This window comes from Asaia sp. W19 (assembly GCF_003994335.1).
Classification (GTDB): domain Bacteria; phylum Pseudomonadota; class Alphaproteobacteria; order Acetobacterales; family Acetobacteraceae; genus Asaia.
Genome location: NZ_PNQZ01000001.1, coordinates 15,706 through 42,124, shown reverse-complemented (window position 1 = coordinate 42,124; position 26,419 = coordinate 15,706). Strand labels below are relative to the sequence as shown.

At 61.2% G+C, this 26,419-nt stretch carries 21 protein-coding genes; 9 read left to right on the top strand and 12 right to left on the bottom strand.

Annotated features, from left to right (window positions below):
- Positions 1–46: 46 nt before the first annotated feature.
- Positions 47–2,134, bottom strand: a complete 2,088-nt coding sequence (locus tag C0V97_RS00195) for a S9 family peptidase (RefSeq protein ID WP_127099566.1) — start codon at positions 2,132–2,134, stop codon at positions 47–49.
- A gap of 238 nt (positions 2,135–2,372) precedes the next feature.
- Between C0V97_RS00195 and C0V97_RS00190 the strand changes: the two genes are divergently transcribed.
- Entirely contained in the window at positions 2,373–2,903 is a 531-nt protein-coding gene (locus tag C0V97_RS00190; RefSeq protein WP_127099564.1) for a DUF2501 domain-containing protein, read from the top strand.
- A 194-nt stretch (positions 2,904–3,097) separates the two neighbouring features.
- Here the strand turns inward: C0V97_RS00190 and mdoH are convergent, their stop codons facing one another.
- The 6 genes from mdoH to C0V97_RS00160 all read right to left on the bottom strand — a co-directional run bounded on the left by mdoH (position 3,098) and on the right by C0V97_RS00160 (position 12,368).
- Positions 3,098–5,275 carry a glucans biosynthesis glucosyltransferase MdoH gene (mdoH, locus tag C0V97_RS00185; RefSeq protein ID WP_127099562.1) on the bottom strand — a complete coding sequence of 726 codons (2,178 nt, stop codon included), beginning with the start codon at positions 5,273–5,275 and terminating at the stop codon, positions 3,098–3,100.
- The gene (locus C0V97_RS00180; protein ID WP_127099560.1) at positions 5,251–6,774 is read right to left on the bottom strand and encodes a glucan biosynthesis protein; all 1,524 of its coding nucleotides are present in this window, start codon (positions 6,772–6,774) and stop codon (positions 5,251–5,253) included. The genes mdoH and C0V97_RS00180 overlap by 25 nt, the downstream gene beginning before the upstream one ends.
- Before the next feature lie 135 nt (positions 6,775–6,909).
- Positions 6,910–8,373 carry a mannitol dehydrogenase family protein gene (locus C0V97_RS00175; RefSeq protein WP_127099558.1) on the bottom strand — a complete coding sequence of 488 codons (1,464 nt, stop codon included), beginning with the start codon at positions 8,371–8,373 and terminating at the stop codon, positions 6,910–6,912.
- A gap of 166 nt (positions 8,374–8,539) precedes the next feature.
- Entirely contained in the window at positions 8,540–9,595 is a 1,056-nt protein-coding gene (locus C0V97_RS00170) for an aromatic acid exporter family protein (RefSeq protein ID WP_127099556.1), read from the bottom strand.
- 3 nt (positions 9,596–9,598) lie between these two features.
- Positions 9,599–11,149 (bottom strand): Do family serine endopeptidase, encoded by a 1,551-nt coding sequence (locus tag C0V97_RS00165; RefSeq protein WP_127099554.1) that lies wholly within the window; start codon positions 11,147–11,149, stop codon positions 9,599–9,601.
- 19 nt (positions 11,150–11,168) lie between these two features.
- A complete protein-coding gene (locus tag C0V97_RS00160; protein WP_127099552.1) occupies positions 11,169–12,368 on the bottom strand; it encodes an OpgC family protein in 1,200 nt (399 codons plus the stop codon).
- Between the two features lie 142 nt (positions 12,369–12,510).
- Here C0V97_RS00160 and C0V97_RS00155 point away from each other — a divergent pair, with 142 nt between their 5' ends.
- Together C0V97_RS00155 and C0V97_RS18230 are read left to right on the top strand one after the other, a co-directional pair.
- Positions 12,511–13,656, top strand: coding sequence for an Mrp/NBP35 family ATP-binding protein (locus C0V97_RS00155; RefSeq protein ID WP_127099550.1), 1,146 nt, complete (start codon positions 12,511–12,513; stop codon positions 13,654–13,656).
- Positions 13,653–13,823 (top strand): hypothetical protein, encoded by a 171-nt coding sequence (locus C0V97_RS18230; RefSeq protein WP_158625306.1) that lies wholly within the window; start codon positions 13,653–13,655, stop codon positions 13,821–13,823. The genes C0V97_RS00155 and C0V97_RS18230 overlap by 4 nt, the downstream gene beginning before the upstream one ends.
- A gap of 248 nt (positions 13,824–14,071) precedes the next feature.
- On the opposite strand, the gene C0V97_RS00150 is transcribed toward C0V97_RS18230, so the two are convergent.
- Positions 14,072–14,698: a preprotein translocase subunit YajC gene (locus tag C0V97_RS00150; protein ID WP_127099548.1), complete on the bottom strand. Its 627-nt coding sequence runs from the start codon at positions 14,696–14,698 to the stop codon at positions 14,072–14,074.
- A 288-nt stretch (positions 14,699–14,986) separates the two neighbouring features.
- Here C0V97_RS00150 and C0V97_RS00145 point away from each other — a divergent pair, with 288 nt between their 5' ends.
- A complete protein-coding gene (locus C0V97_RS00145; RefSeq protein ID WP_127099546.1) occupies positions 14,987–17,161 on the top strand; it encodes a TonB-dependent siderophore receptor in 2,175 nt (724 codons plus the stop codon).
- On the opposite strand, the gene C0V97_RS00140 is transcribed toward C0V97_RS00145, so the two are convergent.
- Positions 17,134–18,213: a lysophospholipid acyltransferase family protein gene (locus C0V97_RS00140; RefSeq protein ID WP_370264737.1), complete on the bottom strand. Its 1,080-nt coding sequence runs from the start codon at positions 18,211–18,213 to the stop codon at positions 17,134–17,136. The two genes, C0V97_RS00145 and C0V97_RS00140, sit on opposite strands and share 28 nt — an antisense overlap.
- A 285-nt stretch (positions 18,214–18,498) precedes the next feature.
- On the opposite strand from C0V97_RS00140, the gene C0V97_RS00135 reads away from it, so the two are divergent.
- Positions 18,499–19,068 (top strand): HdeD family acid-resistance protein, encoded by a 570-nt coding sequence (locus tag C0V97_RS00135; protein ID WP_127099542.1) that lies wholly within the window; start codon positions 18,499–18,501, stop codon positions 19,066–19,068.
- A 97-nt stretch (positions 19,069–19,165) separates the two neighbouring features.
- Here the strand turns inward: C0V97_RS00135 and trpA are convergent, their stop codons facing one another.
- Together trpA and trpB are read right to left on the bottom strand one after the other, a co-directional pair.
- On the bottom strand, positions 19,166–19,981 hold the full coding sequence (trpA, locus tag C0V97_RS00130) for a tryptophan synthase subunit alpha (protein ID WP_127099540.1): 816 nt from the start codon (positions 19,979–19,981) through the stop codon (positions 19,166–19,168).
- Positions 19,978–21,204 (bottom strand): tryptophan synthase subunit beta, encoded by a 1,227-nt coding sequence (trpB, locus tag C0V97_RS00125; protein ID WP_127099538.1) that lies wholly within the window; start codon positions 21,202–21,204, stop codon positions 19,978–19,980. The genes trpA and trpB overlap by 4 nt, the downstream gene beginning before the upstream one ends.
- Positions 21,205–21,329: 125 nt before the next feature.
- Between trpB and C0V97_RS00120 the strand changes: the two genes are divergently transcribed.
- From C0V97_RS00120 to rho, 3 genes are all read left to right on the top strand, one after another.
- Positions 21,330–22,316 (top strand): magnesium transporter CorA family protein, encoded by a 987-nt coding sequence (locus C0V97_RS00120; RefSeq protein WP_127099536.1) that lies wholly within the window; start codon positions 21,330–21,332, stop codon positions 22,314–22,316.
- On the top strand, positions 22,313–22,840 hold the full coding sequence (locus C0V97_RS00115) for a hypothetical protein (RefSeq protein WP_127099534.1): 528 nt from the start codon (positions 22,313–22,315) through the stop codon (positions 22,838–22,840). The genes C0V97_RS00120 and C0V97_RS00115 overlap by 4 nt, the downstream gene beginning before the upstream one ends.
- A gap of 243 nt (positions 22,841–23,083) precedes the next feature.
- Complete coding sequence (gene rho / locus C0V97_RS00110) at positions 23,084–24,379, top strand: transcription termination factor Rho (protein WP_127099532.1); 1,296 nt, start codon at positions 23,084–23,086, stop codon at positions 24,377–24,379.
- Between the two features lie 272 nt (positions 24,380–24,651).
- On the opposite strand, the gene C0V97_RS00105 is transcribed toward rho, so the two are convergent.
- The gene (locus tag C0V97_RS00105) at positions 24,652–25,101 is read right to left on the bottom strand and encodes a methylated-DNA--[protein]-cysteine S-methyltransferase (RefSeq protein ID WP_127099530.1); all 450 of its coding nucleotides are present in this window, start codon (positions 25,099–25,101) and stop codon (positions 24,652–24,654) included.
- 13 nt (positions 25,102–25,114) lie between these two features.
- On the opposite strand from C0V97_RS00105, the gene mnmE reads away from it, so the two are divergent.
- Positions 25,115–26,419, top strand: a complete 1,305-nt coding sequence (mnmE, locus tag C0V97_RS00100; RefSeq protein ID WP_127099528.1) for a tRNA uridine-5-carboxymethylaminomethyl(34) synthesis GTPase MnmE — start codon at positions 25,115–25,117, stop codon at positions 26,417–26,419.

Sequence of the window (26,419 nt, the reverse complement as noted above, 5' to 3'; positions counted from 1 at the left end):
TCGCGTGAAGCCCTGAGACCTCTCACGGAATCAGGGCCATGTTTGTTCAGGCGAGCGGTCGCTGTGCCATGGCCCACAGGGCGAAGCCATAGACATAAGCGACTTCTTCCAGGCGCTTGAAACGGCCAGACGAGCCGCCATGCCCGGCATCCATATTGATTCGGCACAGGAACGGCCCGCCCGATGCGACCTCGCGCAGCTTCGCGATCCATTTTGCAGGCTCCCAATAGGTCACCCGTGGGTCGGAAAGTCCCCCCATGGCCAGAACCGGCGGGTAGGGAACGGCTCTGATATTGTCATAGGGCGAGTAGCTGGCGATCAGGTCATAGGCGTCGCGATCTTCCAACGGGTTACCCCATTCCGGCCATTCGGGCGGGGTGAGCGGCAGCGTGTCGTCGGACATGGTGTTCAGCACATCGACAAAAGGCACCTGAGCGGCAATCCCGGCAAATAATTCGGGCGCAAGATTGACCACCGCTCCCATCAGCAACCCGCCTGCCGACCCTCCATGGGCGACAATACGTCCTTCCTGCCCATATCCGAGCTGAACAAGGGTACGGGCACAGGTGACGAAATCGGTGAAGCTGTTGGGCTTGTGTTTGCCCCTCCCCTTCAGGAACCAGTCCCATCCCTTCTCGGAACCGCCACGGATATGGGCTACGGCATAGACCCATCCCCGATCGACCAGACTGAATACCGAGGTGCTGAACCCCGAATCCATCGAGATGCCATAAGAGCCATAGCCGTAGAGCAGGAGCGGAGCGGTGCCGTCACAAGGTGTGTCACGCCTCTTGAGAATGGTGACCGGTACCTCTGCCCCGTCCGAGGCCGAGGCAAAGATACGGTGCGTTTCGTAGAGCGCGGGATCATGCCCGGAAGGGATCTCGCGGATTTTCTGGAGAACCTGCTCGCCCGATACCATGTCGAGATCGTACCAATGGGCCGGTGTGGTCGGTGATTCATAGATGTAGCGCAGGACGGCCGCGTCATATTCAAGAAAGCCGAGCAGGGTGAGGTCGAAGGCCTCCTCTTCCATGCCGATGGTGCGCGTCTGGGTGCGGATATCGCCTGTCGCGTTTGCAGCGATGACATGGATCTCGATATTGCCGTTCACGCGTTCCGCCCAGGCCAGATGGGTGCGGCTTGCGGCGGCGCCCAGAAGGAACCTCCCTGGCGTATGGGGCAGAAAGTCTTTCCAGTTTTCGCGCGACGGCGCGGTATCTGGCGCCTGCTTGAACTGGAAATCGATCGCTCCCTCGGTGTTGGTGAGGATGAAGAACCGGTCATTCCAATGCGTGAGGGTATAGCGCTCCCCGCGGACAAGTGGTGAGGCGCTGCGGGGGGACTGTGTTGGATCGCTGGCGGGGATCAGTAGAGTTTCGTTGGTATCGTGATCGCCACGCTCGATCAGGATCCATTGTCGTGAGGCCGTGACCGAAAGACTGAGGAAGAACCCGGAATCTGGCTCATCGAAAACCAGCACATCCTCGCCGCCTGCCAGAGGGCGACGATAGACACGCGAAGGACGACCATGATCGTCACGGTAGATCCAGAACAGCCAGGCACTGTCTGGCGAGATGATGAAGCTGCCTGAGGCGCTCTCGACATCAGGGGCAAAGGCCGCCCCGGTTTCAAGATCGAGGCTGTGCAGCCGATAGACTTCCGATCCCTGCGTATCGGCGGCGTAGACGAAGACGCGGTGATCATCGGAATGACGTGTCCCCGCCAGGGCGAAATAGGCATGAGACTTCGCCAGGGCATCGACATCGAGCAGGATCTGCTCGTCTCCGCCCAGGCGGGGACGACGCAGATAGACCGGATGCTGGGCATCCTTGGCGAAGCGCGAGAAATACAGCCATGTGCCATCGGGCCATGGCACGGAATCCTCGGCAGGTGGAATGCGCCCGATCATCTCCTTAAGCAGAATCTCGCGCTCGCGCGCCATGCTCCCCAGGCATTCCTCCGTGTAGGTGTTTTCCTCACGCAGGGCCTCGGCAATATCGGTGCGCAGCAGGCTTGGGTCGCGCAGCACCTTTTGCCAGTTCTCGTCCTTCATCCAGGCATAATCGTCGTGCCGGACGCGCTCGAGCTGCGTGATCGTATGGGGGACACGCCGTGGCGAGGGAGGGATCATGGCAGGGCCTCTTGAAGGGAAGACAACACAGCACAGAGAGTGCGGCAGAACAGGCTAGGCCTCAACGCCCTAACATCCTGTTTCTGCGAAGTTTCGATACAGCAATAAACCAGCGCCGTGCTCACATGTTACGAAAGGACACGTCCTTCACCCCGCTCCGTCGAGTGGGAGAGCGCGTTTTAACAGGCCCTGCCAGAGGCATTTGGCCTGAAGAAGAGCAGAAAAAAGGATTGATCTTATGGTGTCACGTCTCTGTCTCGGCCTGACGGCCCTTTGCAGCCTGGCCTATGCTGGCGCAACCGCCCATGCCCAGCAGGCCCCGGTGCCGTCCGTGCCGCCTGGCACCATGTCCACTGTCATGCCAGCCGGCTCTGTACCGGTGCAGCGTGATGGCGCTCCTGCGGCCACATCTGGCGTCATGCAGGCTGTCGGCGGTCCCGCCGTAAGCAATACGGTCGCCACGGCAAAGACGCCTGGCGTGCTCGATACTTACGGGCTTCCCTCGCTCGATTCCGCCAAAGCTGGTAATCTGGCGGGCCTTGCCAGCTACTGCGTCCATAATCACCTCGTGCATGGCACTACCTTGCGCGTTGTTGGCCGCAAGCTTGCCAAGCGCCCTGACGTCAAGGGCGATCAGTATTATTCGCTCGGCGGCCAGGGGCTGCTTCAGACCAGCACGAACGTGCCCTTCGATGTCTCGACCCTCGATCTCAGCCATCGCACTCAGCTTTGTGCCCAGATCGGCCAGCGTGGTCAGGATTTCAAATAAGACTGCTTTCCATCGGCAAATGAAAAAGGCTGGCTCCAGGGAGCCAGCCTTTTTTGATTCGACAGAGCGCAATGCAAGGGAGGGACATATGGAGCCCTGTCTCCCCAGAGCACCGTTGATCTCTGGAAACCCTGCTGATGCCAAGCTGGAGCCATCGGGGCGCCCCCATTGGCGAAGCCGAGACTGAGCGCGCTTTAAAAAGGCAGCCCCAGAACGAGATCGAGTCCTTCGGCGCTGCACAGGACAGCGGCCTTCTCCTGACGCGTCAGCGCGCCCAGCGCTTCGGCGACTGATGATGACTCACGGAGTTTGAGAAGACCCACGAGCAGGTTAGCGTCGATGGCGCCGCCGGTTTGGCGCGGTGCGGGCAGGGCACGTCTGTGCTCGGCAGCAAGATCGGGGTTGCTGCGCAGGGCGGCAAAGGCCTCGGCCGGTGGGCGATTGGGCATGGCTTCAGCCTGCGTACGGCGCAGATCGTTTTCTGTGGCCAGTTGCAGGATGGGGGGCAGATTCGTCTCTTCGGGAATGAGCAGGAGCCCCCAGCTTTTCAGCCAGAGCCCGACATCCCTGCTGGCTGTCATGGCGGCAAGCGGGATGGCCAGGGCCAGACCGATGAGGACGGGCGTCATCCAGAGGAACAGGGAGAACGATACCGACCAGGCCGCTGCGGCCATGACCAGACCGAACGCCGTATAGATCCAGTAACCATGCGCGACCTCCTTGAGGGAGACGCGTCCGTCATCGCGATTCTGGGCGTTCCAGCCGGAATCGCGACCTCGAAGGATCGAGATGACGCCTGATGTGTGGATCAGCATGGCAATGGGCGCAATCAGGCCGCCAATGAGAGTCTCAAGCGCGATCGAGGCAACCAGGCGCAGAAACCCGCCACAACTGCGCAGCATCGCGCGGTCAAACAGCGTGGCGATAAGCGCAAGGCCCTTGGGAGCGAGAAGCACGGCCATGGTGCCGATGAACACGTATTTAGCCTGTACCGGGTCGACCTGGGGCCAGTGCGGATACAGCGTCTTGGTATCGCCGAAATATTCGGGCCGGTCGAAATGGGCCTGCAGCGAGATCAGGATGCCGAACAGCAGGAACAGAAGCCAGAGCGGCGAGGTGATATAGGCGCCGATCCCGACCATCATATGCATGCGGCTGACCCAGTGCAGCCCGCGCGACAGCACGATCTTGCCGTGTTGCAGATTACCCTGGCACCAGCGACGGTCGCGAATGGCGACGTCTGTGAGCGAGGGCGGGCTTTCCTCATAGGAGCCGAACAGGCCCGGAATCATGTGGATGGCCCAGCCGCCGCGACGCATGAGGGCGGCCTCGACGAAATCGTGGCTCAGAATGCCGCCGCCGAAGGGCTTGCGCCCCGGCAGATGGGGCAGCCCGGCCTGTTCTGCAAAAGCGCGCGTGCGAATGACGGCGTTATGGCCCCAGTAATTGCCTTCAGAGCCGTGCCACCAGGCGATGCCATGGGCAATGAGCGGCCCGTAAACACGACCGGCAAATTGCTGCATGCGGGCAAAAAGCGTCTTGCCGCCGATGATGACGGGCAGGGTCTGGATGAGCGCCACCTTTTCGTGGCGCTCCATGGCCGAGACCGTGCGCACGATCAGCCCGCCATCCATCACGGAGTCGGCGTCGAGGGTCAGCATCTGCTGATAGGCGCCACCGAAGCGCTTGACCCATTCTTCCAGATTGCCGGATTTGCGATCGATGTTCTTGGGGCGACGACGGTAGAAAATACGTCCCTGCCCGTTCACGGCCTCGACGAAAGCGAGATAGGCGCGCTCTTCGCGAATCCAGACATCCGGATCGGTCGTGTCGGACAGCATGAAGAAGTCGAATGCGTCGATACGTCCTGTCGCCACAAGGGAGTCATGAATGGCGCGCAGCCCGACGAGGACACGGTCAGGGTCCTCGTTATAGGTGGGCATGAGCACGGCGGTGCGGCTCATGAGCGCGGGGAGGGGGGCATCGCGTGAAATACCGAGGCCCAAACCACCATGGCGCAGCACGGAAACGAACCCTGCCAGCGACGAAGTGAAAGACAGCGAGATCCAGGCGCCCAAAATGACGAAGAGCGCGAGCACGATGATGCCGAGTGTCGAGACGCCCATCGAGTTGAGCACGCGGTTCATCTCGAAGGCGCCCCATCCCGTCAGCAGTATCGCGCCACCGATAACGAAGAGGCGGCGCAGCCACAGGAAGGCTGGCGTGGTCGGGGGATGGCGTTCACGTCCGAAAGTCTCGGGACGCTGACGCAGGTTCTGCGTCGGCATCGCGAGGGGCGATTCAGCCGGAAGGACGTCGAAGGGGGCGAATTTGCGGGGAAGGCTGCTCACGGCGTCCAACGATACATCCATTTTTCGGAAATCGGGCCCTGGTCAGTGGCGAGCTGACAGGTCAGCTCGGCCAGCTTGGCGCTGCCCGGATAGAATTCGAACGTGGTGCGCCAGCCCTTGATATTGGGATTGGGCTCGACCACCACATTCTTGATCGTACCCGTGGAGGCCTGGGGCACGAGGTGGAAGGCCGCATTGGGCGGAAGATTCTCGAAAGGCTTGCCCGTGAAATCGATCACGAACATGCGGCCATCGGCGTGGTCCGTTACGCCGCCCACGCGGGTTGCACCGATACGTGCCAGATCTGTCGGCCAGGGCGTGTCCCAACCCCAGTACATGCGGTAGGTGTAGGCATATTCATGCCCGGCCTGCATGGTCTGCTTGGGGCGCCAGAACGAGACGATGTTATCGTTCACTTCGTTCGGGGTCGGGATCTCGACGAGATCGACCGCGCCCTCACCCCAGTCTCCGATAGGCTCGATCCAGAGCGAGGGACGCTTTTCGTAGTTCAGCGCCAGATCCTCGAAATCATGGAAGGCACGACGGCGCTGCATCAGGCCGAAACCGTGGGGGCTGGCGTCCTGGAAGGCCGAAAACTGGAGATCGACCGGGTTGTTCAGCGGGCGATAGAGCTGGGCGCCTGTACCAGTCCACATCTGGAGCGCCTCGCTGTCATGTGCGCCGGGACGCCAGTCATCGACATGGTTGCGGTTATTGGCGTCGAAATAGAACATGCCGGTGAGAGCCGCCACGCCGCCTTCGGTGATGTCAGTACGCGGATAGAAGCTCGACTGCACGTCAAATACCGTGGTGGCACCCGGGCGGATGGTGAAGCGGAAAGCGCCCACGACCGAAGGGCTGTCCATCAGGGCATGAATAACCACGGAGTCGACGCCGGGCTTGGGTTTTTCAAGCCAGAACTCGCGAAACAGGGCGAACTCTTCCCCTTTCGGGTCGCCCGTCCCGTTGGCGAAGCCGCGGGCGGACAAGCCGTAATTCTGGCCTTTGGCTACGGCGCGGAAATACGATGCGCCAAGGAACACGGCGCATTCTTCCATCACATTGGGTGTGTTGATGGCATTGCGCAGGCGCAGGCCCGAGAAACCGAGATCGTCGGTCACACGCAGCATCGGGTCAGGATAGGTGAACATGTCGGGGTCGTACACGATTGGGCTTGATTGCCCATCAATGACCTCGTTCATGTTGATCCGTGGGCGATACAGGAAGCCGCGAGGAAAGAACTCGACATCGAAGGCGAGATTCTGGCCGTGCCAGAGCGCCCGATCTTCCTTGTAGGCGATGCCGCGGAACTGATCGAAATTCATGTTATCGATCGCGCTGGGGAGAGTTTGCTGCGGCGCCTTATAGGCGGATTTCGACAGGTTCTGTGCAATCTGACGCACGGTATTGTTGTCGAACGGCGTGGGTTTGGGCGCGGCCGCTTGGGCTGCCCGGGCTATTTTGCTGGCCCCCAGTACAGAGAGGCCAGCACCGAATTTAACGAGGTCGCGACGCAGCACTATGACTATCTCCAGCAGACCCGGCTAAATGCCGGGCGATGTCTGATTTTCCTAACGCCCATAAGTTACTTTGGGACACAGGAAAACTCGCCTGCCTTAGAAATCTGTCATGAGTGCGGCTTTCGCGCATCCTTTTCAGTTGGGGAGGGCGGCTTTCACCCCTTTTTCCCGGATGATTACCCGAAGTTCGTTCACTTTTTTGTCAAGAGCCTCATGGTTCAGTTTGCGCCAGCCATCGAAGGCCGGAAGCTTAAGCGCCTCCGCAAAATCCTCGTTTCTGGCCAGAGCCCAGGTTTCGTCAGTGAAGGTCGGCTCGATCGGGTCGAAGGTACCGCCCTGCTCGTTCTTGCCGCGCAGCATCTCAAGATAGGCTGCTAGACCATAGGCGACGCGATCGAGCGGCAGCTTTGCCTTGATCAGGTTCTGGATCGTGGCTGTCCAGAAGACCTGCACCTTGGAGGCGCCATCGCTGCCGATACGCAGGTTCTGATCTGCCATGGCCGGATTGGAGAAGCGTGAAATCACCGACTCCTTGTACTTCTCGAGATCTTCACCCGGAGCGGCCTTGAGCGTCGGGATCACGTCGGTATCGAGATAGGATTCCACCAGCTTGCGCAGCTCGGGATCATTGATCGATTCATCGATATGATCATAGCCGAGTAGCAGACCCGAGAAGGCCAGGAAGATATGCGATGCATTGAGCATGCGGATCTTCATGAACTCGTAATCGGTCACATCCTCGACCATCTGAACGCCCACTTTTTCCAGAGCGGGGCGACCATCGGCGAACTCGTCCTCAACCACCCACTGGGTGAAATCCTCGGCGACGAGCGGCAGCAGATCGTCCAGCCCGCTCTCGCGGTTCAGGCGTTCCGCAATGGCGGAAGAGACGGTCGGGGTGATGCGATCAACCATGGCATTCGGGAAGGTCGCATTGGCCTCGATCCAGCTTGCAAGCTCGGGATCACGCGCATGCGCGTAGCCGAGGAAAGCCTTGCGCGCGACGTTTCCGTTATGGCGCAGATTGTCGCAGGACATGATGGTGAACGCGCGATTGCCGGCATCGCGGCGACGGCGCAGCCCTTCCACCACGTAGCCGAAGATGGTGCTGGGAGATTCCGGGTTGGCCAGATCGCGCTGGACAGCATCGTTTTCGACGTCGAATTCGCCGGAATGCTCGTCGATATTATAGCCGCCCTCGGTGATCGTCATCGAGACAATCTTGATGGCCGGGTCGGACAGATAGTTCAGCACGGCTTCGGGCTTCTCCGGCGCCAGCAGATAGTCGCGCAGAGCTCCGATCACGCTGCGCTTGCTCTCGCCTGAAGGGGCTGTTTCGGTCAGGGAGAAAAGGCAGTCCTGACGCTTGAAGTCGTCCGCTTTCTGCTTCGAGCGCTCACCCGAGGTCAGGCCAACGCCGACGATGCCCCAGTGATGCTGGCCGACCAGACCGAGAACCTTGTTGATGTAATAGGCTTCATGGGCGCGGAAAAAATTGCCCACGCCGAAATGCAGGATTCCAGGCTTGATATCCTTGAGATCATAAGACGGAGCGGCCACGCCTTCTGGCAGGTGCTGCAGGGTCTCACGGGTGATCATAAGCTTAAATCCCTCTTCTTAACGTACTAGGCGCCGTTGGCTGGCAGGACAGAAAAACCAGATTGGATGCCCCGCGTCAAAAACCACCACGCGCCCATCATAGGCGTATTTCATGCGGTGCAACGTGCCGGAACGATCACAAGTTCATCCTTGGCGCGTGTTGTCGCTATTTCCCGATCATATCACGCAGATCCTTGGCGCGGCTCTCGGGTGTGCTCATCAGGACATCCGTAGCGCGGCGCAAATCCTGCCTCAGAAGCGCGATGACAAAGTGCATTTCAGGCAGCGCGTCCTGTCCCAGAGTGGGCAGGGCGCTCAGCACGTCCTCGCGGCCCGGGCGATAGGGCTTGTCATGCGCCTTGCCTGCGGCATGAATTTCGCAGCGTCGCGCCAGTGAGCGATAGGCATGGCTCAGCCCTGTATGCAGACCCGACACACCCGAGAACCCACCCCGGTCCTTGCCCGCATTGATGGCGCGCGCCACGAGCATGGTGTCGCTCAGCATGCGGCGCATCAGGGCGGGCAGCACGGTAAGGATCGGGTGGCGCTTTTCGAGAAGGCCCCAGTTTTCCCGATAGGCTTCCGCCACGCATTCATTGATCACGAGCAGATTGCGCGCGCAATGATCATTGCGCGCTTCGAGCTCGCTCCACATTTCCTGCCGCCCCAGAGCCGCCTGGAGCAGCTCGTCCATTTCACGGAACATGCGTCCGGCAGTGAGAAAACCGCGGCGTCTGGCGCTGGCATGCAGCACCACGAAGGAGACGACCAGAGAGACGATCACGCCCAGGAAAATGGCGGTCAGTCTCTCGGTAAGGGGCCAGTACGGATTGCTGCCATGCGAGGGCAAAAGATAGACGATCATCAGCGTCACCCCGGCAAAGCGGAGCGAGGGACGTACGGCGGCCATATAGGCAAGTGGCAGAAGCGCGATGCAGAAAATAGGCCAGTAAAATCCAAGTACCAGACGCGCGGTAATGGCCAGCGTCCCCACCACGGCACCGACAAGCGTGCCGATGATCTGATCCCGTGCTGTTGCGAATGTCTGATCGATGCTCGACTGGGTGACGATCAGGGCCGTGATGAGCGCCCAGATCGTTTCATCGAGACCCGTTGCCTCACCGATGATCCAGCACAGGGCCACGGCAACGAGGGTGCGGACCATTTGCCGCCAGGGCGCCTCACCATCGGCCCGCGCTCGAAACAGTGAGGCGAACGGCATGGCTTACTCCCCTGATAGTGGCAGCGGCACCCAGCGCAGCCCGTCTTGACCCTGAACGAGCAGGAGAACGGTATGTTTCTTCTGCTGACGGGCGCGCGCCAGCTCCTTGGACAGTGCATCGGGGGAATTGACGCCCACCTGCTGAACCTCAGTCACGACATCGCCAGGCTGCAGCCCACGCGTATCGGCCGGGCCGTCACGGGTCACATCGGTCACCACCACGCCACGCTGCGAGTCAGAAAGACTGTATTTGCTGCGCGTGTCGTCATCAATGGCCGAGAAGGTCACCCCCAGATCGGCCAGGGCCAGCTTGCTGGGGCCTTTCGGCTTGGCATCGGTCGGGGGCATGTCCGGCGCCTCGGGTGAGGGCTTGACCACCAGCGTGACATCGAGCGTCTTGCCCTTGCGCCAGATCCCGAACACCGTCTTCGTGCCCGGTGTGATTTCGGCGACCAGGCGTGGAAGTGCGTGACCATCAATCGGCTTGCCATCGAGCGCGACGATGACATCGCCCGTCTGAAGCTTGGCGCTGGCGGCGGGGCCCTTGGGGTCGATCCCGGCGATCATTGCGCCTTTTTCGGGCTTGAGCCCGATGCTGTCGGCGATCTCATGGGTCACGTTCTGGACGCGCACGCCAATCCAGCCCCGCGACACATGGCCGTCGCGACGCAACTGATCGATCACACCGCGCGCATCATTGGCCGGTATGGCGAAGCCAATGCCGATGGAGCCGCCACTCGAACTGTAGATGGCGGTGTTGATGCCAATGACCTGTCCATCGAGATTGAAGAGCGGGCCGCCGGAATTGCCCCGATTGATGGAGGCATCGGTCTGGATATAGTCGTCATACAGGCCGTGATTGATATCGCGGCCGCGCGACGAAACAATACCGCTCGTGACCGTGCCCGACAGGCCGAACGGATTGCCGATGGCCAGTACGCGATCGCCCACGCGCGCCTTGTCGCTGTCGCCGAACGGTACTGTCGGGAAGGCCGATTTGCTTTCGATCTTGATGACGGCCAGATCGGTCCGGCTGTCACGCCCTACAATCTTTGCGGGCAGCACCGTGCCATCCTGCAGCGTGACCGACACCTTGTCGGCATCCTTGATGACGTGGTTGTTCGTGACGATGTACCCGTCGGGTGAGATGATGAATCCCGAACCCAGAGCCTGCATCTTGCGCGGGGGCTCCGAGGAAGAGGGCTGGCGATTCATGTAGTCATGGAAGAACTTTTCCATGGGCGAGCCGGGGGGGAATTGCGGCACTTGCGGTCCGTCATCGGGGCTTGCATCCGGGCCGTCATCATCATCCTCGTCCTCACCTGGCTTCAGCGTGGCAGAGATCGAGATGTTCACCACGGCTGGCAGCAGGCTGGCAGCAAGATCCGCCAGTGAGTCCGGTGCGGCATGGACGCTGCGCGCGCTCGTCACAACCCCAGTGGCCGGCACAGCCGGGGCGGGGCCCGGTGCCGTCGGGGCAGGCTGGGCAAAAGCGGAGGCGGTGGCGGATACCCAGCCGCCCATCAGGGCGGCGAGAACGAGGCGATGTTTCATGTGCTTACGCTAACGCAAATCAGGGGTTTGCGTCACCTATCTCCGCGCTACGATCTTTCTTTGCTTCTTCGCGGGCTTCCTTGCGCGTCTCGCCTGCCATCAGCGCGGCTTGACGGCGATGGCGGTCGAGCCACACGGCCACGCCATATACCCCGGCAAAGCCCAGGACATTGACCAGGATCTGGATGATCCAGCCATCGCCGAAACTGTTCATGACCAGACGGGCGAACAGGTCGAGGATCGTGCCGAAGCTGAACACCTCGAGCGAGTGGCGTCCGAGCAGGGCAAGCGCCTGCCCGACCCGCGTCTCGGAAAGCCGTGTGGCAGTGACCGAAGACTGGACCAGAAGCAGAATTGCCAGAGCATCGGTCCAGCGCCAGATGGCCAGATCGGATTTGTCTGCCGGGGGCATGTCCCCCAGAGGCCGCAGACTGGGCAAATCCCAGCTTTCATAGGGAAAGCACTGCAAGGCACCAAAAACCAGATACGCCCCGGCGACGACACGCGCCCAGAGCGGTCCCGGCAGATTGCCCTCGCGTTTGCCTGCCATGATGGCGGCGAGCATGCCGAGGGTGAAGATGAACTGCCAGGCGAACGGGTTGAAGTACCAGCCATCCGGATCGAGCCAGTTGGGCAGGTTCAGCGTGGGATCGCTGTTGACCAGTCCCCAGAGCGCAAGGCTGGCCCCCGCCAGCAGCCAGGGCGACAGCTTCCATAAAAAGACCAGAACGGGAAAAGCGAGAAGCAGGACGATATAGAGCGGCAGGATATTGAGGTTGTTGGGTAATGCCTGAAGGCTCAGGACGCGCCAGATCCACTCATGGCCATGGGCCAGTTCCGGCTCGAGAAAATCGACCGGCACCGGCGAGTAATGGCGCCATTGGCGAATGGTCAGGACCGATACCAGCAGCATGACCATCTGGAACAGATAGAGGCGCCAGCATCGTCGGACGATACGCTCCACTCCCATGGCCCAGCCCCCAGTAGGGGGTCCGCGCAGAATGAGCCGTCCATAGGCCAGCCAGGAGGCATAACCGGCGAGCAGCACGAAGATTTCTGCTGCATCGGCGAAGCCGAAATTGCGCAGGGTGAAGCGGTTGAGCACATCCTGCGGAGCATGATCGGCCAGCATCATCAACAGCGCAATTCCGCGCAGGGCGTCGATACGATGGTCGCGTTTCTTGCGTTTGGGGGCGGCGTCGGTTCCGGCCTCGCTCATTCCTGTCCTGCTTTCCTGCCCAGATGGGCCGGGTTCAGCGCCCCGGCATCGCCCTGCTCATACGCGCAGACGCTTGCGCGATCCACTTCCCGCCATGTTAAACGACAGAAACCAGGACCGGCTCCGCCGCCAGAGGACAACCATGACCGATTTTGAAAAACCCGCCAATGAAGAAGACCAGCGCAGGATTCTCGAGACCCTGCGGCTGGTCAAGGACGAGGCAGGCACCTCGAACGTCCTGAGCTTTGCTTCGCTTGAGGGTGTTGCCGTGCGTGATGGTCACGCTCATGTGTCCCTTGCGACCTCCCGCGAGGACGCGGCACGCATCGAGCCGCTTCGCCTCCGCGCCGAGGCCGCGCTTGCCAGCCTGCCAGGCATTTCACGCGCGACGATCATCCTTACAGCCCATCGCGCTCCCGGCAGGGCTGCACCCCAGCCCCAGGGCCATCGCCCCTTCCATCTGGAGCAGCCCGCCAACAGCCCCGGCCATCCACAGCCGACACGCCCCGATGGCAAGGCGCTTCCTCAGGTGCGCGCCATCATCGCCGTGGCCTCGGGCAAGGGCGGTGTGGGGAAGTCGACCACGGCCGTGAATCTCGCGGCCGGTTTGGCCAAGCTCGGCCTGCGCACCGGCATGCTCGATGCCGATATCTATGGTCCTTCCCTCCCGCGCATGCTCGGCCATTCCGCCAAACCCGCGCTCGAGAACGGCAAGATCATCCCCGTAGAGGCCTGGGGCATGCATGCCATGTCCATTGGCTTTCTCGTGGATGAGCAGCAGGCCATGATCTGGCGTGGCCCCATGGTGATGGGCGCGATCGGCCAGTTTCTGGCCGATGTGGCCTGGCCCGCTTTGGATGTGCTCGTGATCGACATGCCCCCGGGCACGGGGGACGCCCAGTTGACTATCGCCCAGAAACTCAGCCTGCGCGGCGCGGTGATCGTCTCCACCCCTCAGGACATTGCTCTGCTGGATGCACGACGTGGTCTCACCATGTTCGAACGCATGAACGTGCCGCTTCTGGGCGTGGTCGAGAACATGTCCTATTTCTGCTGCCCCAACTGTAACCACCGAACCGAACTTTTCGGTCACGGTGGCGCGCGCGCCGAGGCCGAAAAGGCCAATGTGCCCTTCCTGGGTGAAATTCCGCTTCTGGCCGATATTCGCATGAGTGCCGATGCCGGGACGCCCATCATTCTGTCCGCCCCGGAGAGCGAAGCCGCGCAGGCCTATACCCGTCTTGCCCGCGCCGTGGCGGATAGTCTGCGTCTGGAGCCGGGAGCATGAAATTCGCGGTTCTCGCCGCTCTCGCGCTGAGTGTTGCGCTGACCGGGTGTGGCCCTCGCAAGGTGGCTCATCATGGGTATGCGGCCGATGGATACGGGGTGATCGACAACTCGCCTCATCTCCCTCCGCCGGATACGCTCTGGCAGCCCGCTGCCAAGACAAAATAGCAGGCAGGTTTGCGGGGCTTTGCCCCGTACCTCGCCAGAGGACAGTCGTCCCTTGAGAACCTGATTGAGGTAAGCGGGGATCGAAGGGGCCTGTCCCTTCGCGGGTGCAGGGCAGCGCCCTGTAAGAACGGCCATGCGCGGGGCTCTGCCCCGCACCCCGCCAGAGGACCGTCGTCCTCTGGACACCTGTTTGGAGGAACCGGGGATCGGAGCCCCATAGGGGCAGGGCAGAGCCCTGCGTTCTGCTCTCAGTGACTCGCGGGTTGCGTGCCCTGGTCTTCTGTTACCGATACGGCACCATTGACGGTACGGTTCAGAACTGAGAACGAGACGGCATCCATCGTGGTTACATCGACCTCGTCACCCATTTTCAGTGTGCTGAGCAGGGGGAACAGGGCTTTTTGCGTGATCGTCACGGTGCGCGTGATGTCCGAATGGTCCACGAACGTCACCTTGTGAGCGGCGGCATCGACGGCGATGACGCGGACCCGCTGGCGCTGGAACGAGATCAGCGTGCCATGGGGGTGGCGCTTCGCATAGCCTTTGGCCGAGGAGACGGTCGACTCGGGCAGGGGGGAGTCGGGCTTGGCGATATCGGCGGCCATGGTCTGGAAGAATCGCATCGAGATACGATCGCCGGCGTCGAGATGCGGCAGATCCTTCGCGCCTTTGGGGATGGTAATCGTGAGCAGGCTGCCCTTCTTGTCGCGGAGCAGAACCGAGCGGGCTTCGGGATCGACGCTTTCTACGGTCGCCGTCATGCTCTGATTGCCGGTGATTACCGCCTGGGCTGAGGCCGGGTGGGCGGAAAGGGTGAATGCTGGCGCCGTCAGAAGAAGGGCAGTCAATGCGGGGCGCAGCAAACGACGGGTCATGCGCGTTGTCCTCGAAACCATGGGAGCGTTCTTGTCCTTCTTGGGTGTCAGCCGGGCCACAATGTCCGGTTGTTCCGTCTCCGTGGCATGAGAGACAGACCTTGTCAGGCTGCCCTATGTTCCCCCTCCTGAAAAGGGGGGCGCTCGAAACCATATCGCGACTGCCATGCATTCTCTCGATGGCTCATGTTCCTGCGATCTCGATAAGGGGACGGCTCAAGGCTGACGCGACTGGGCGCAGGCTACAGGGGGGGTGACATCTCGCCCGTTTTGCTGTGGAAACGAAGCATGACCTGTCGCTCTCATGATCGCTCCCGGCGTTACAGCCTCGTCGTATCCGCGCTGCTTTTCTTCCCGGTCCGGTCATGGGGGGCTCCCTTGCCTGGGCAACCCGCTGCGCGCCAGGTGGAAGAGGTTCGGGTCAAGGGACGACAGGCGGCAGGAATGGCTGCAGAGTACGGCAGGCACGATGCGGCGCTCGGCCCGCTCGGGACACGCTCATTGCTCGAAACGCCGTTTTCGGTCATGGCAGTGCCGCACGACGTGATCGTGAACCAGCAATCGCGCAACGCGAATGACCTTGCCCAGTATCTGCCCTCGGTACAGCTCGAAATGCGGGGCGACCCCAATACCAGCCGCCCGCAGTCGCGCGGCTTTGAAGCCGATGTCATCGCGAATTCGCGCATGGACGGGCTGAACATGGTGATCACGACCCCTTATGCGGCGGAGATGTTCGACTCTCTTCAGGTGCTCAACGGGCTTTCCGGCGCGCTTTACGGGCCGCAAAACCCGGCGGGGACTTTCGACTATACGCTCAGCCGTCCAACCGATCAGAGGCGCGAGCATCTGGTTTTCGGGGTGGACTCGACCGGAGCGCCGCTTGAATCGCTCGATGCCTCCGGTCGGGCTGGACGCGGCAAATGGTTCGGCTACCGGGTGACGATGCTCAACCAGTCCGGCGCGACCTATGCGCCCGGGACCCATTTGCGACGCGGATTGATTGCCGGGGCCTTTGATCTCAGGCTTGACGAGAAGACCCGCATACAGGTGGATGCCAGTCAGTACAGCTATGCCCAGCGCGGTTATGCGGGAGGGTTCTCCTATGCCACCGGCATTGCGTTGCCATCGGCGCCCGATCTTTCAAAGCGCGGCTATGGTCAGGATTTTGCCGGTTATAACGCGGCGACCAATACGGTGCTTGCGAAGGTCATCCACCAATTCAACGCTGACTGGTCACTGAGTTTGGGCGGCCTGTATCAGGATGCCTGGCGCAATGTTTTCGGGGTGACCAATCAACTGACGGACTCGCTTGGCCATTATCGCAGCACGATTGCGGCGGCCGCGACCGCGAATGATTTCAAGGTATGGTCGAACACGGCCTATCTTAATGGGGCGTTCAGAACGGGTCCGTTCGCGCATCAGGTGGTGCTGGGCTCGAACGGGTACAGCATGGGTAATTACAATCCCACGCAAGGGGCGAGCCAGGTTCTGGGCACGGCCCGGGTCGGGGCGCCGCTCGTGTTCAGGGGGAGTCAGCCCTATTTCTCCGGGCGGTATCAATCGGCATTCCTTCAGACGCAATCCTTGATGGCAGGCGATACGATTGCGCTGACGAAGCAGGTCTCGGTCATGGGAACGTTGGCCTGGAGCTGGCTTGATACGACGAGTGCAAACAAGGCAGGGGTGAGAACGGCTGCCTATGACGCTTCGGCGGTTTTTACCCCGATGGTGAGCCTGATCTACAAGCTCGACGACCGGACGAGTTTCTACGGGACCTGGGGGCGTTCCGTACAGGCCGGGCCTGTGGCGCCTGCCTCAAGCGCCAATGCCAATGAGGTGCTCGCCCCGCTGCGTTCAGAAGAATATGAACTCGGAGCCAAGTACCGGCCGGTTCCCGGCCTGATGCTCAGCGCAGCGGGTTTTCGTATGACGCGTGGCTATGCGTTCACTGATCCGTCGAGCGCGCTGTATCGTGAGGCGGGGCAGCAGCGCAATTATGGGGTTGAGGGCCAGATTGCCGGTCGGGTTCTGAAATCTGTGAGTATGATTGGTGGGATAACCTGGCTGGATGCCCAGGTGGGGGAGACAGGATCTGCGCTGACATCGCATAAGCAGGTGGTCGGGGTGGCACCCGTGCAGGTCAGTCTGTTGCTCGATTATCATCCGAACTGGATGCGGGGCGGGGCGGTCAATGCCAGTGTGCACCATGTCGGCAGGCGGGCTGCCGACAATGAGAATCGCCAGTTTGCGGCAGCCTTCACGACGCTTGATCTGGGTGCACGCTACGGCTTTCATCTTTACCGTGTTCCGATGGTTCTGCGCTTTGGCGTGAGCAATGTCACGGATGCCCGATATTGGGCATCTGTCTATCCGAGTTCGTCCGATGGCGGAGCGGGGGCCACGAATTCGGCCGTTGCCGGACTACCCCGGACTTATCACGCCACGACCGAAATCGATTTCTGATTGGCTGCAGCGGCCTTGTCTCTGTGTCGCAGAGGGTGCCAGCCCTCTATCGACTCGTCATTCTGGCGCAGAGCCGCTGCGCCATGGGCAACAGCAGTCCAGGCGGCATTGGCCAGAGCCTTGCGACTGGGAAAGTCCTCGGGGGCGAGTGGCGCATGGAGCAGAATGGTCGCACGCTTGCTGCGCCTTTTCAAAAACTGCCAGACATGCGGCCCCAGATCCATGTCCCCGTACCAGGCGAATATGGCGCGCCTTGTGCGGTTTACAGGCAGGCCTTCAAGCCGATCATACACGAGCGAGATCGGTTGAATGAGGGGCGTCAGTCCGGGAGGGTAGCTCGGCATGTCTATAGGTGGCGCGTTTTTGGGCAGGCGCGGCAATTTGGCTATGGCGAAGAAGGTGGACATGAAGGGGAGCACGCGTGACCCGTCCGATGACGTCCCTTCGGGAAAGAGAATGAGGTTATCGCCGGTTGCGAGCCGTGTGATCATCTGGTCGCGCTCGCGCCCGGTGGTGCTGCGATTGCGGCTGACAAAGATCGTGCGCCCGATCTTGGAAACGAGTCCCATGATGGGCCACCGCTCGATATCGCCCTTGGCGACGAAAACCGAGTAGATCTTGGTGCCCAGAACGGGAATATCGAGCCACGACGAGTGATTGGCGACATAGATCACCGGGCGCTCCCCACGGTCGCGACCTTTTTGCCCGCCGACAGTGCCGACGGGGTGACCGATTACCTTGATGTCGAGATCCAGTAATCTGCAGAGCACACCCCAGATGACCCTGGTCCAGCGGATCTTGAGGACGCCCGGAATAGGGAGGAGCAGGGCTTCAAAACCAACCGAGAGCGGCACCCAGATGATGACGCCAACCAGACGCGTTGCAGCGTTGAGGAATTCGACCTTGCGACCCCAGAAACCGGGTTTTGCCGTTTCGTGCAAGGAAGGAAGGACCTCTTTGGTATGAGCACGCATCTCAGGCCTCGATGAGGGGGTTGTGCCTCGTCGGGACAGAAATCCGGCGCGCCGGTTTGGGACGTGATCTGCGCTCATGACCCGATCAATACTGTCAGGAATCAATTGTGACAATCATTCGGGACAATCTGTTGGCAGGGCGAACTGATCAGAACTGGATTTTTGTGCGCAGCATCGTGTGAGCTGGGTCGCGATCTGCGTCGCGAATTCCAGATCCCCTCGGTGTTTCACGTGAAACAACCCACTTGATCAGCCCGAAAGACTCACGGAATGGGGGCAGGATAACATAATGTTCACAAGCCTCCCATGCGCCCGCAGGACCTCGTGACGCGTAGTGACTGACAAAGAGAGGAAAGCAACAACATGTCTGGTTTTGGCAATATTCCCGGTCTCCCGCCCATCGATCCGCAACTCAAGCCCAACTGGTTTATCGGTATCGGGATTGTGCTGATCGTGCTCGGCGCCTTCGCCTTTCTTGATACGGTGGTCACGACCCTCGCCAGTATCGTGGTCATCGGCATGCTGCTGATCTTTTCGGGCGTCGCTTATCTGGCCCAGAGTTTTGCTCATCGTGACGTACCGGGATCGCGTTTCTGGATCACGGCGCTGATGGGATTTCTCTATGTGTTGGGGGGTATTCTGTTGATCCAGGAGCCTGAGACCGGCTCTCTGTTTCTGACCGCGTTTCTGGCGGGTTGCCTCATGGCATCAGGTGTGATGCGCGGGCTCTGGGCGGCTGGACATCGCCATGTCGCCAATTGGTGGACCATGGTTCTAAGCGCCGTTGTCGCATTGCTGACCGGCATTTTCATCTTCGTGACCCTGCCCTGGTCGGGGCTGTGGCTTATCGGTACCTTCATTGCCATCGAACTGATCTTTGGCGGTATCTCGGCTCTCTCATTCGGGCTGTCGCTCAAGCGCAACGGGCGCTGAGAAGAGCGGAGCGTCAGAGCCTGACGCTCATTAAAAGGGCCGCACCGGGTGATCTCCGGGCGGCCCTTTTTCATTTATGCGATCCTCGAAGGCCTGCTTATCGTGCCTGCACGGCGTTAGCGATCTCAGCCAGTTGGCCGAGAACCTTTGGAACGGTCATGGCTGTCGCCTTGCCGTCCTCCAGTGTGGTCGCCAGTGTAGCGATTAGAGCTGACGCTACGACGGCGGCATCGCCCACCGAGGCGGCCTGCGCTGCCTGTTCCGGGGTGCGAATGCCAAAACCGATCGCGACCGGCAGGGGGCTGACGGCGCGCAGGCGCGGCAGGGCTGCAGCCAGTTCATCGGCGCTAGCCGTTCGTGTGCCGGTAATGCCGGTGATGCTCACATAATAAATGAATCCGGAAGCGTCATCGAGAAGCAGGGGAAGGCGTGAATCCGGGGTGTTGGGTGCCACGAGCTGGATGATGTCGAGCCCGCATCGCTGCGCATCCTCAGCCAGCAGGTCGCTTTCCTCCTTGGGGAGGTCGACGATGATCAGCCCGTCCACACCGGCCTCGGCAGCATCGGTGCAGAAACGGGCAGGACCATAGCTGTCGATCGGGTTGAGATAGCCCATGAGGATGATGGGGGTCTCGTTATCGTTCTTGCGAAAGGCGCGTACCATGTCGAGAACGCCAGCCAGAGTGGCGCCGGCCTTCAGGCCGCGCAGGGCGGCCTGCTGGATGGTGGGGCCATCGGCTGAGGGGTCGGAGAAGGGGACACCGATTTCGATCAGATCGGCCCCCGCCGCGGGCATGCCTTTCAGCAGGGCGAGCGAGGTTTCGAGGTCGGGGTCGAAGGCTTGCAGATAAGGAATGAGCGCACCCCGCGACTGGGCCTTGAGCGCTTCGAAACGGGCCTTGATACGACTCACAGTGATACTCCCAGATGCTCGGCGACGGTGAAGATATCCTTGTCTCCGCGGCCCGACAGATTGAGCACGATGATCTGATCCGCGGCCATGTCTGGCGCGATCTTCATCACATGCGCCAGGCCATGGGCGCATTCGAGAGCGGGGATGATGCCTTCGGTGCGGGTCAGGAGTTGAAAGGCGTCGAGCGCCTCCTTGTCTGTCACGCCCACATATTCCACGCGGCCGATATCGTTCAGCCAGGAATGCTCGGGCCCGATGCCCGGATAGTCGAGCCCTGCGCTGATGGAATGCGCCTCGGCAATCTGGCCGAACTCATCCTGAAGAAGATAGGTGCGGTTGCCATGAAGCACGCCCGAGCGGCCGCGGGAGATCGAGGCCGCCGTAAAGCCACTATCGAGCCCATGACCTGCCGCCTCGACGCCGATCATGCGCACGGACTCATCATCGAGAAAGGGGTGGAACAGGCCCATGGCATTGGAGCCGCCGCCGATAGCGGCCACCAGCACGTCCGGGAGGCGATTTTCGACCGCCATCATCTGCTCGCGCGTCTCGATGCCGATAATCGACTGGAAGTCCCGCACCATCTCCGGATAGGGATGCGGACCCGCGACGGTGCCCACGAGGAAATAGGTGTCATGCACATTGGCTACCCAATCGCGCATGGCCTCGTTCATGGCGTCCTTGAGTGTGCCGGAGCCTGCCGTGACGGGGTGCACTTCAGCACCGAGCAGATGCATGCGAAACACATTGGGCTTTTGCCGTTCGACATCGACCGCACCCATGTAGATGGTGCACTTCATGCCGAACAAGGCGCAGACCGTAGCCGTCGCCACGCCATGCTGGCCTGCCCCGGTCTCCGCTACGATGCGCGTCTTGCCCATGCGGCGCGCCAGCAGAATCTGGCCCATCACGTTGTTGAGCTTGTGCGAACCGGTGTGGTTGAGCTCTTCGCGCTTGAGGTAGATCTTCGCGCCCCCAAGTGCCTCGCCCAGACGCTTCGCATGCCAGAGCGGGCTGGGACGTCCCACATAATCGCGGAAGTAGTAATCGAGCTCGCGCCGGAACTCGGGGTCGGCCTTGGCGGCCTGATAGGCTTCTGCCAGATCCTGCACCAGCGGCATGAGCGTTTCCGCTACGAACTGGCCGCCGAAGCTGCCGAAGCGACCACGCTGGTCGGGACCATTGCGCAGGCTGTTGAGACGGGACGGAACTTCAGAACTCATGGGGCATCTCCTGTCCGGGGCATGGATCGACATGGCGAGCGGGTTTCTGCGATACCAGAGGGGCGGCATGACGTCCATTCCCGACCCGCAGGGGAGAAGCACCCCGCGAGGGGAAGGAAATCACGATGTTTCTTGCGCATCCGGTGGGGCGCCCCGTTCATGAAATTCTGGCCGCCGATGATGCTCAGGATGTCGCCTGGTTGGATCTTGTTGACCCGACGGAGGACGAGATACGCCTCGCCGAGGCCGTGAGTGGAATCTCGCTTCCGCGTCGTGAAGCGCTCGAGGAAATCGAGAGTTCGTCCCGCCACTACCGCAAGGGGGATGTGATCTATCTGTCCACACCGCTCGTGCGGATGATCAATGATGCCCTGACCGCCTATCCTGTAGGTATGGTTGTATCCGAGCGCTGGTTCATTACCCTGCGCTATGCAAACTACACGGCCTTCGAAACCATGAGTCGCGATCTCGCGGCCAATGATGTCGATTTTGCATTATCCGATGTGCCGGAGCTGGTCATCCATCTGCTGGAAACCGTGGTGAACCGACTGGCGGATATTCTCGAAAGCGCCGGTCATACCCTGGCCACCATCTCCCGCACGGTTTTCACCAGTACGCGTCCAAGGCGCCATGTGCGTAATGCCGATGTGCTTCGCCAGACCCTGCGCGAGCTGGGGGCAAGCGGTGATCTGACATCGTCGATACGCGAGAGCCTGCTCGGGGTGGATCGCATCGGCATGTATCTGGGCGATGCGCGGTATTTCGAGTTCCGTGATTCGCTTCAGGCGCGTCTGCGCATTCTCGGGCGTGACGTGGCCTCACTGAATGATTACGTGGCGCAGATGACGGTGAAGGTACAATTTCTGCTCGATGCGACGCTGGGCTTCATCAGTATCGATCAGAATGACGGCATGAAGCTGCTGACGGTGGTCAGTTTCGTCGGGATCACGCCTACGCTGCTTGCCGGTATTTACGGCATGAATTTCAAGATCATGCCGGAACTCGAGTGGCATTACGGCTATTTCTATGCGTTATGCCTGATGCTTGCCTCGGTGCTTCTGCCTCTGTTCATTTTCTGGCGCCGCGGATGGTTTGGAGATCGTTCAAAGTGAACCGGCTCGTTCTTTCTCTCTCCCTTCTCTCCTTTACCTGCGTCGCTTCTCAGGCTCTGGCGCGTCCTGCGTCCCAGCCTGATACGCAACAGGCGCAGGCCGTGCTGGATCGCCTCGCTAGGGAGCCGCTCCGTTACGAGGGGGGCAGCGCCTTTCCGCTCGGATTTCGTCAGGCTCCGGGCTATGCAGGCAGGCAGCCCACCCGCGTGCTGATTGGCTATCATCTGGAAGGCGCGACGCTCAGGGGGGAGTTCATCGCGCTCGATGCCGATAACCGCCCCCTTCAGGCTGCACCGCTTTCTGGCAAGCTGACCCAGGCGCCGCAGGGGCCAGGGCCGGTTTCCTGCCAGATCGATATTGCCCTCCCAACGCCGCTCCGGCTGGAGGGGCAGTGTGCGCCCAATCTGATTTCCGGTGCCTATGCCGAGCATGTGCCAGCATCGCCGCTGCTGTTCCTGATCCCGGGTTTGGCCGAAACGGGCGCGACTACAGGGCAATATATGATGAAGCCCTGGCGCGGTTGAGAGGGCCTTGCCGCGGTATAGATCGGGACTATTGACAGAAACCGTTATTTCTCATTAGATTGGGCCGCAAGAGCCGTACGTTTTCCGTACGCTGCGGCCTTTCTCAAGACCTTTCGTCTTCGCTCATCGTCGGGCCCGTTCTGCGGCCCATCTGACGGGGCATTCTTTCGCGACCGATCATCTGTCACGGATACGGCTTCCGTCTCCCCGGCAGTAGACTATAGCCCATCTAAGGCGCTTTTCATGCATCTTGCTGAACTCAAGAAAAAAACCCCTGCCGATCTGCTGGCCTATGCTGAAGAACTGCAGATCGAAAACGCATCGTCGATGCGCAAGCAGGACATCATGTTCGCCATTCTCAAGACCCTGGCGGATAATGAGCAGGCCATTTACGGCGAAGGCACTCTGGAGATCCTGCCAGACGGCTTCGGCTTTCTTCGTTCGCCTGAAGCCAATTACCTCCCTGGCCCTGACGATATCTATATCTCCCCCGCTCAGGTGCGTCGTTTCGGGCTGCGCCCAGGTGACACGGTTGAGGGTCAGATTCGCGCCCCGCGCGATGGCGAGCGCTACTTCTCGCTGCTCAAGGTCAACTCGATCAACTTCGAAGAACCGGACTCGGTTCGTCAGCGCATCAACTTCGACAATCTGACGCCGCTCTATCCCGAGCGTCGCCTGCGTATGGAAGTCGAGCAGGTGGGTGCACCGGAGCCTCAGCCAACCGGCAAGGGCAAGAAGGATCAGCGCGATTATACACCGCGCGTGATCGATCTCGTGGCCCCTATCGGCATGGGCCAGCGCGCCCTGATCGTGGCCCCGCCGCGCACCGGTAAGACCGTGATGCTGCAAAGTATCGCTTCGTCCATCTCCGCCAACCATCCCGATGTGTTCCTGATCGTTCTTCTGATCGATGAGCGCCCCGAGGAAGTGACGGACATGGCCCGCTCGGTACGCGGCGAGGTCGTGTCCTCCACCTTCGATGAGCCCGCGACCCGCCACGTGCAGGTAACTGAAATGGTGCTCGAAAAGGCCAAGCGGCTGGTCGAGCACAAGCGTGACGTCGTGATCCTGCTCGACTCGATCACCCGTCTGGCGCGCGCTTACAACACTGTTGTCCCGTCGTCGGGCAAGGTGCTGACCGGCGGTGTGGATGCCAATGCCCTGCAGCGCCCCAAGCGCTTCTTCGGCGCGGCACGTAACATTGAGGAGGGCGGTTCGCTCACCATCATCGCCACCGCGCTCATCGACACGGGCAGCCGTATGGACGAGGTGATCTTCGAAGAGTTCAAGGGCACGGGTAACTCCGAACTCATCCTCGATCGCAAGCTGGCTGACAAGCGTACCTTCCCCGCCATCGACATCACCAAGTCGGGTACGCGTAAGGAAGAGCTCCTCGTGGATCGTGCTTCGCTCTCGAAGATGTGGGTGCTGCGTCGCATCCTCTCGCCCATGGGCACGATGGACGCGATGGACTTCCTGCTCGACAAGTTGAAATACAGCAAGACGAACCAGGACTTCTTCGACGCCATGAACAACTGATCCGCTTTCCGGATCATGAAAAACCGCCGGAGGCCCACGCTTCCGGCGGTTTTTTTTATGGGCCGATCTCGATGATGGAGGTCGTCATCATGGGGCTCCGCCCCATACCCCGCCAAAGGACGGTCGTCCTTTGGAAACCTGTTTGACTAAACCGGGATGAACCGGGATGAAAGGGGCGCGCCCCTTTCCGGGGAGCGGGGCAGCGCCCCGCGGAGGTTTCCAGCTGCAAGAACCTCCCTTCATGGGGCTCCGCCCCGCAGAACCTCTCCGGTTTATGAGAGCGTGACGCCTTCCAGTTTCAGGAGATAGCGCTTGTCGTCCAGGCCGCCTTCGCCTGAATAGCCGCCCAGATGGGTCTTGCCGAGAACGCGGTGGCAGGGGATCAGGATGGGGATGGGGTTGTGGGCCATGGCGCCCCCAATGGAGCGGGCCGAGCCTCCGGCCTTGGCAGCGAGGTCGGCATAGCTGATTGTCTGGCCGTAGGGCACATCGCGCAGGGCGGCCCAGACGGTCTTGCGATAGGGGGTGCCCCAAGGGGCGAGGGGCAGATCGAAACTTTCCGCTTCGCCGTCGAAATAGCGTTCCAGCATCGTGTGGGCGCGAGTAAGAAGGGGCGTCTTTTCCTGATCGCGGCCCCATCCCCAGTCGAGGGCAACAATAGCGCCCTCGTCTTCACTAAGGGTCAGGGGGCCGAGGGGAGAATGAAAAGAGAGCTGGGGCATAGAAGGAATTCACATGGTTGACGCGACGGAAAGCCGGGCGGGACGCAAGGGTGAGGTAATCTTCGCTCTGGCGACGGGTGCCGGGCGGGCGGCGATCGCCATCATGCGCGCAAGTGGCCCCGGCGCTCAAGAGGTGCTTGCAGCCCTGTGCGGTGGACGGGTGCCACAACCGCGTCATGCGGGGCTTCGCGCCCTGCATCACGAGGGTGAGCATCTGGACGATGCAATGGTGCTTTGGCTGCCTGGACCGCGCTCCTATACCGGGGAGGATGGGTTCGAGTTGCATCTTCATGCGGGTCCGGCCGTGATCGATCGTGTGGCGCTGGCGCTGACCGCGCTGGGGGCGCGACCGGCCGAGGCAGGTGAGTTCACGCGGCGAGCGGTTCAGGCCGGGAGGCTCGACCTGCTTCAGGCTGAGGCGATTGCCGATCTGGTAGAGGCCGAGAGTGACAGCCAGCGTCAACAGGCGCTGGCGCAGGCGGATGGCGCGTTGAGCCGCGTTTATGAGGGATGGAGTGAAACGCTCAAGACCTTGCTCGCCCATCAGGAAGCGCTGATCGATTTTCCGGATGAAGATCTGCCGGAAGAGGTCGAGCAAGCCCTGACGCGTCGGCTCGATGCATTGCGCGATGCCTTGCAGGCACATCTGTCTGACAAGCGGGGTGAGATTGTGCGTCGAGGCCTGACGGTGGTGATTGCGGGCGCGCCCAATGTGGGCAAGTCGAGCCTGCTGAACCATCTCGCGGGGTATGACGCGGCGATCGTCACGCATCGCGCCGGGACCACGCGTGACGTAATCGCCATCGACTGGCTGTTTCACGGGGTGCGCCTGCGTCTGGTCGATACGGCGGGGCTGCGGGAGACTGAGGATGAGATCGAGGCCGAAGGCATCAAGCGTGCGATGTTTCACGTGGAACATGCCGACCTCGTCGTGCATGTCATGGCGGGAGAGGGCGAAGCCCCTCTCAGAGCGGACGCTTTATTGATCGGCAACAAGACCGATGTGAGCCCGGCGCCGGAGGGTACGCTGGGGCTCAGCGTTAAGACGGGCGAGGGGATGCCCGCCTTCGAGGCGGCCCTGGCTGCGCGCATCAAGACCCTCGTCTCCGGCGTGGGGGCGCCGCTTACGCGCGCGCGCCATCGCGCAGGTATCGAGGAGGCCCTGTTTCATCTCGACCAGGCGCGTCAGGCATCCTGGCCGGAAGTACGGGGAGAAGCGCTGCGTCTGGCCATGCGGGCGCTGGGCCGCCTGACGGGACAAGTTGATGTCGAGTCCTTGCTGGATGTGATATTCGGACAATTCTGTATTGGAAAATGA

Bases quoted from the DNA above. Each gene is read 5' to 3' on its own strand.
- C0V97_RS00195 (WP_127099566.1), bottom strand. From the start codon at position 2,134: ATGATCCCTCCCTCGCCACGGCGTGTCCCCCATACGATCACGCAGCTC.
- C0V97_RS00190 (WP_127099564.1), top strand. From the start codon at position 2,373: ATGGTGTCACGTCTCTGTCTCGGCCTGACGGCCCTTTGCAGCCTGGCC.
- mdoH (WP_127099562.1), bottom strand. From the start codon at position 5,275: ATGGATGTATCGTTGGACGCCGTGAGCAGCCTTCCCCGCAAATTCGCC.
- C0V97_RS00175 (WP_127099558.1), bottom strand. From the start codon at position 8,373: ATGATCACCCGTGAGACCCTGCAGCACCTGCCAGAAGGCGTGGCCGCT.
- C0V97_RS00170 (WP_127099556.1), bottom strand. From the start codon at position 9,595: ATGCCGTTCGCCTCACTGTTTCGAGCGCGGGCCGATGGTGAGGCGCCC.
- C0V97_RS00165 (WP_127099554.1), bottom strand. From the start codon at position 11,149: ATGAAACATCGCCTCGTTCTCGCCGCCCTGATGGGCGGCTGGGTATCC.
- C0V97_RS00160 (WP_127099552.1), bottom strand. From the start codon at position 12,368: ATGAGCGAGGCCGGAACCGACGCCGCCCCCAAACGCAAGAAACGCGAC.
- C0V97_RS00155 (WP_127099550.1), top strand. From the start codon at position 12,511: ATGACCGATTTTGAAAAACCCGCCAATGAAGAAGACCAGCGCAGGATT.
- C0V97_RS18230 (WP_158625306.1), top strand. From the start codon at position 13,653: ATGAAATTCGCGGTTCTCGCCGCTCTCGCGCTGAGTGTTGCGCTGACC.
- C0V97_RS00150 (WP_127099548.1), bottom strand. From the start codon at position 14,698: ATGACCCGTCGTTTGCTGCGCCCCGCATTGACTGCCCTTCTTCTGACG.
- C0V97_RS00145 (WP_127099546.1), top strand. From the start codon at position 14,987: ATGACCTGTCGCTCTCATGATCGCTCCCGGCGTTACAGCCTCGTCGTA.
- C0V97_RS00140 (WP_370264737.1), bottom strand. From the start codon at position 18,213: ATGAGCGCAGATCACGTCCCAAACCGGCGCGCCGGATTTCTGTCCCGA.
- C0V97_RS00135 (WP_127099542.1), top strand. From the start codon at position 18,499: ATGTCTGGTTTTGGCAATATTCCCGGTCTCCCGCCCATCGATCCGCAA.
- trpB (WP_127099538.1), bottom strand. From the start codon at position 21,204: ATGAGTTCTGAAGTTCCGTCCCGTCTCAACAGCCTGCGCAATGGTCCC.
- C0V97_RS00120 (WP_127099536.1), top strand. From the start codon at position 21,330: ATGTTTCTTGCGCATCCGGTGGGGCGCCCCGTTCATGAAATTCTGGCC.
- rho (WP_127099532.1), top strand. From the start codon at position 23,084: ATGCATCTTGCTGAACTCAAGAAAAAAACCCCTGCCGATCTGCTGGCC.
- C0V97_RS00105 (WP_127099530.1), bottom strand. From the start codon at position 25,101: ATGCCCCAGCTCTCTTTTCATTCTCCCCTCGGCCCCCTGACCCTTAGT.
- mnmE (WP_127099528.1), top strand. From the start codon at position 25,115: ATGGTTGACGCGACGGAAAGCCGGGCGGGACGCAAGGGTGAGGTAATC.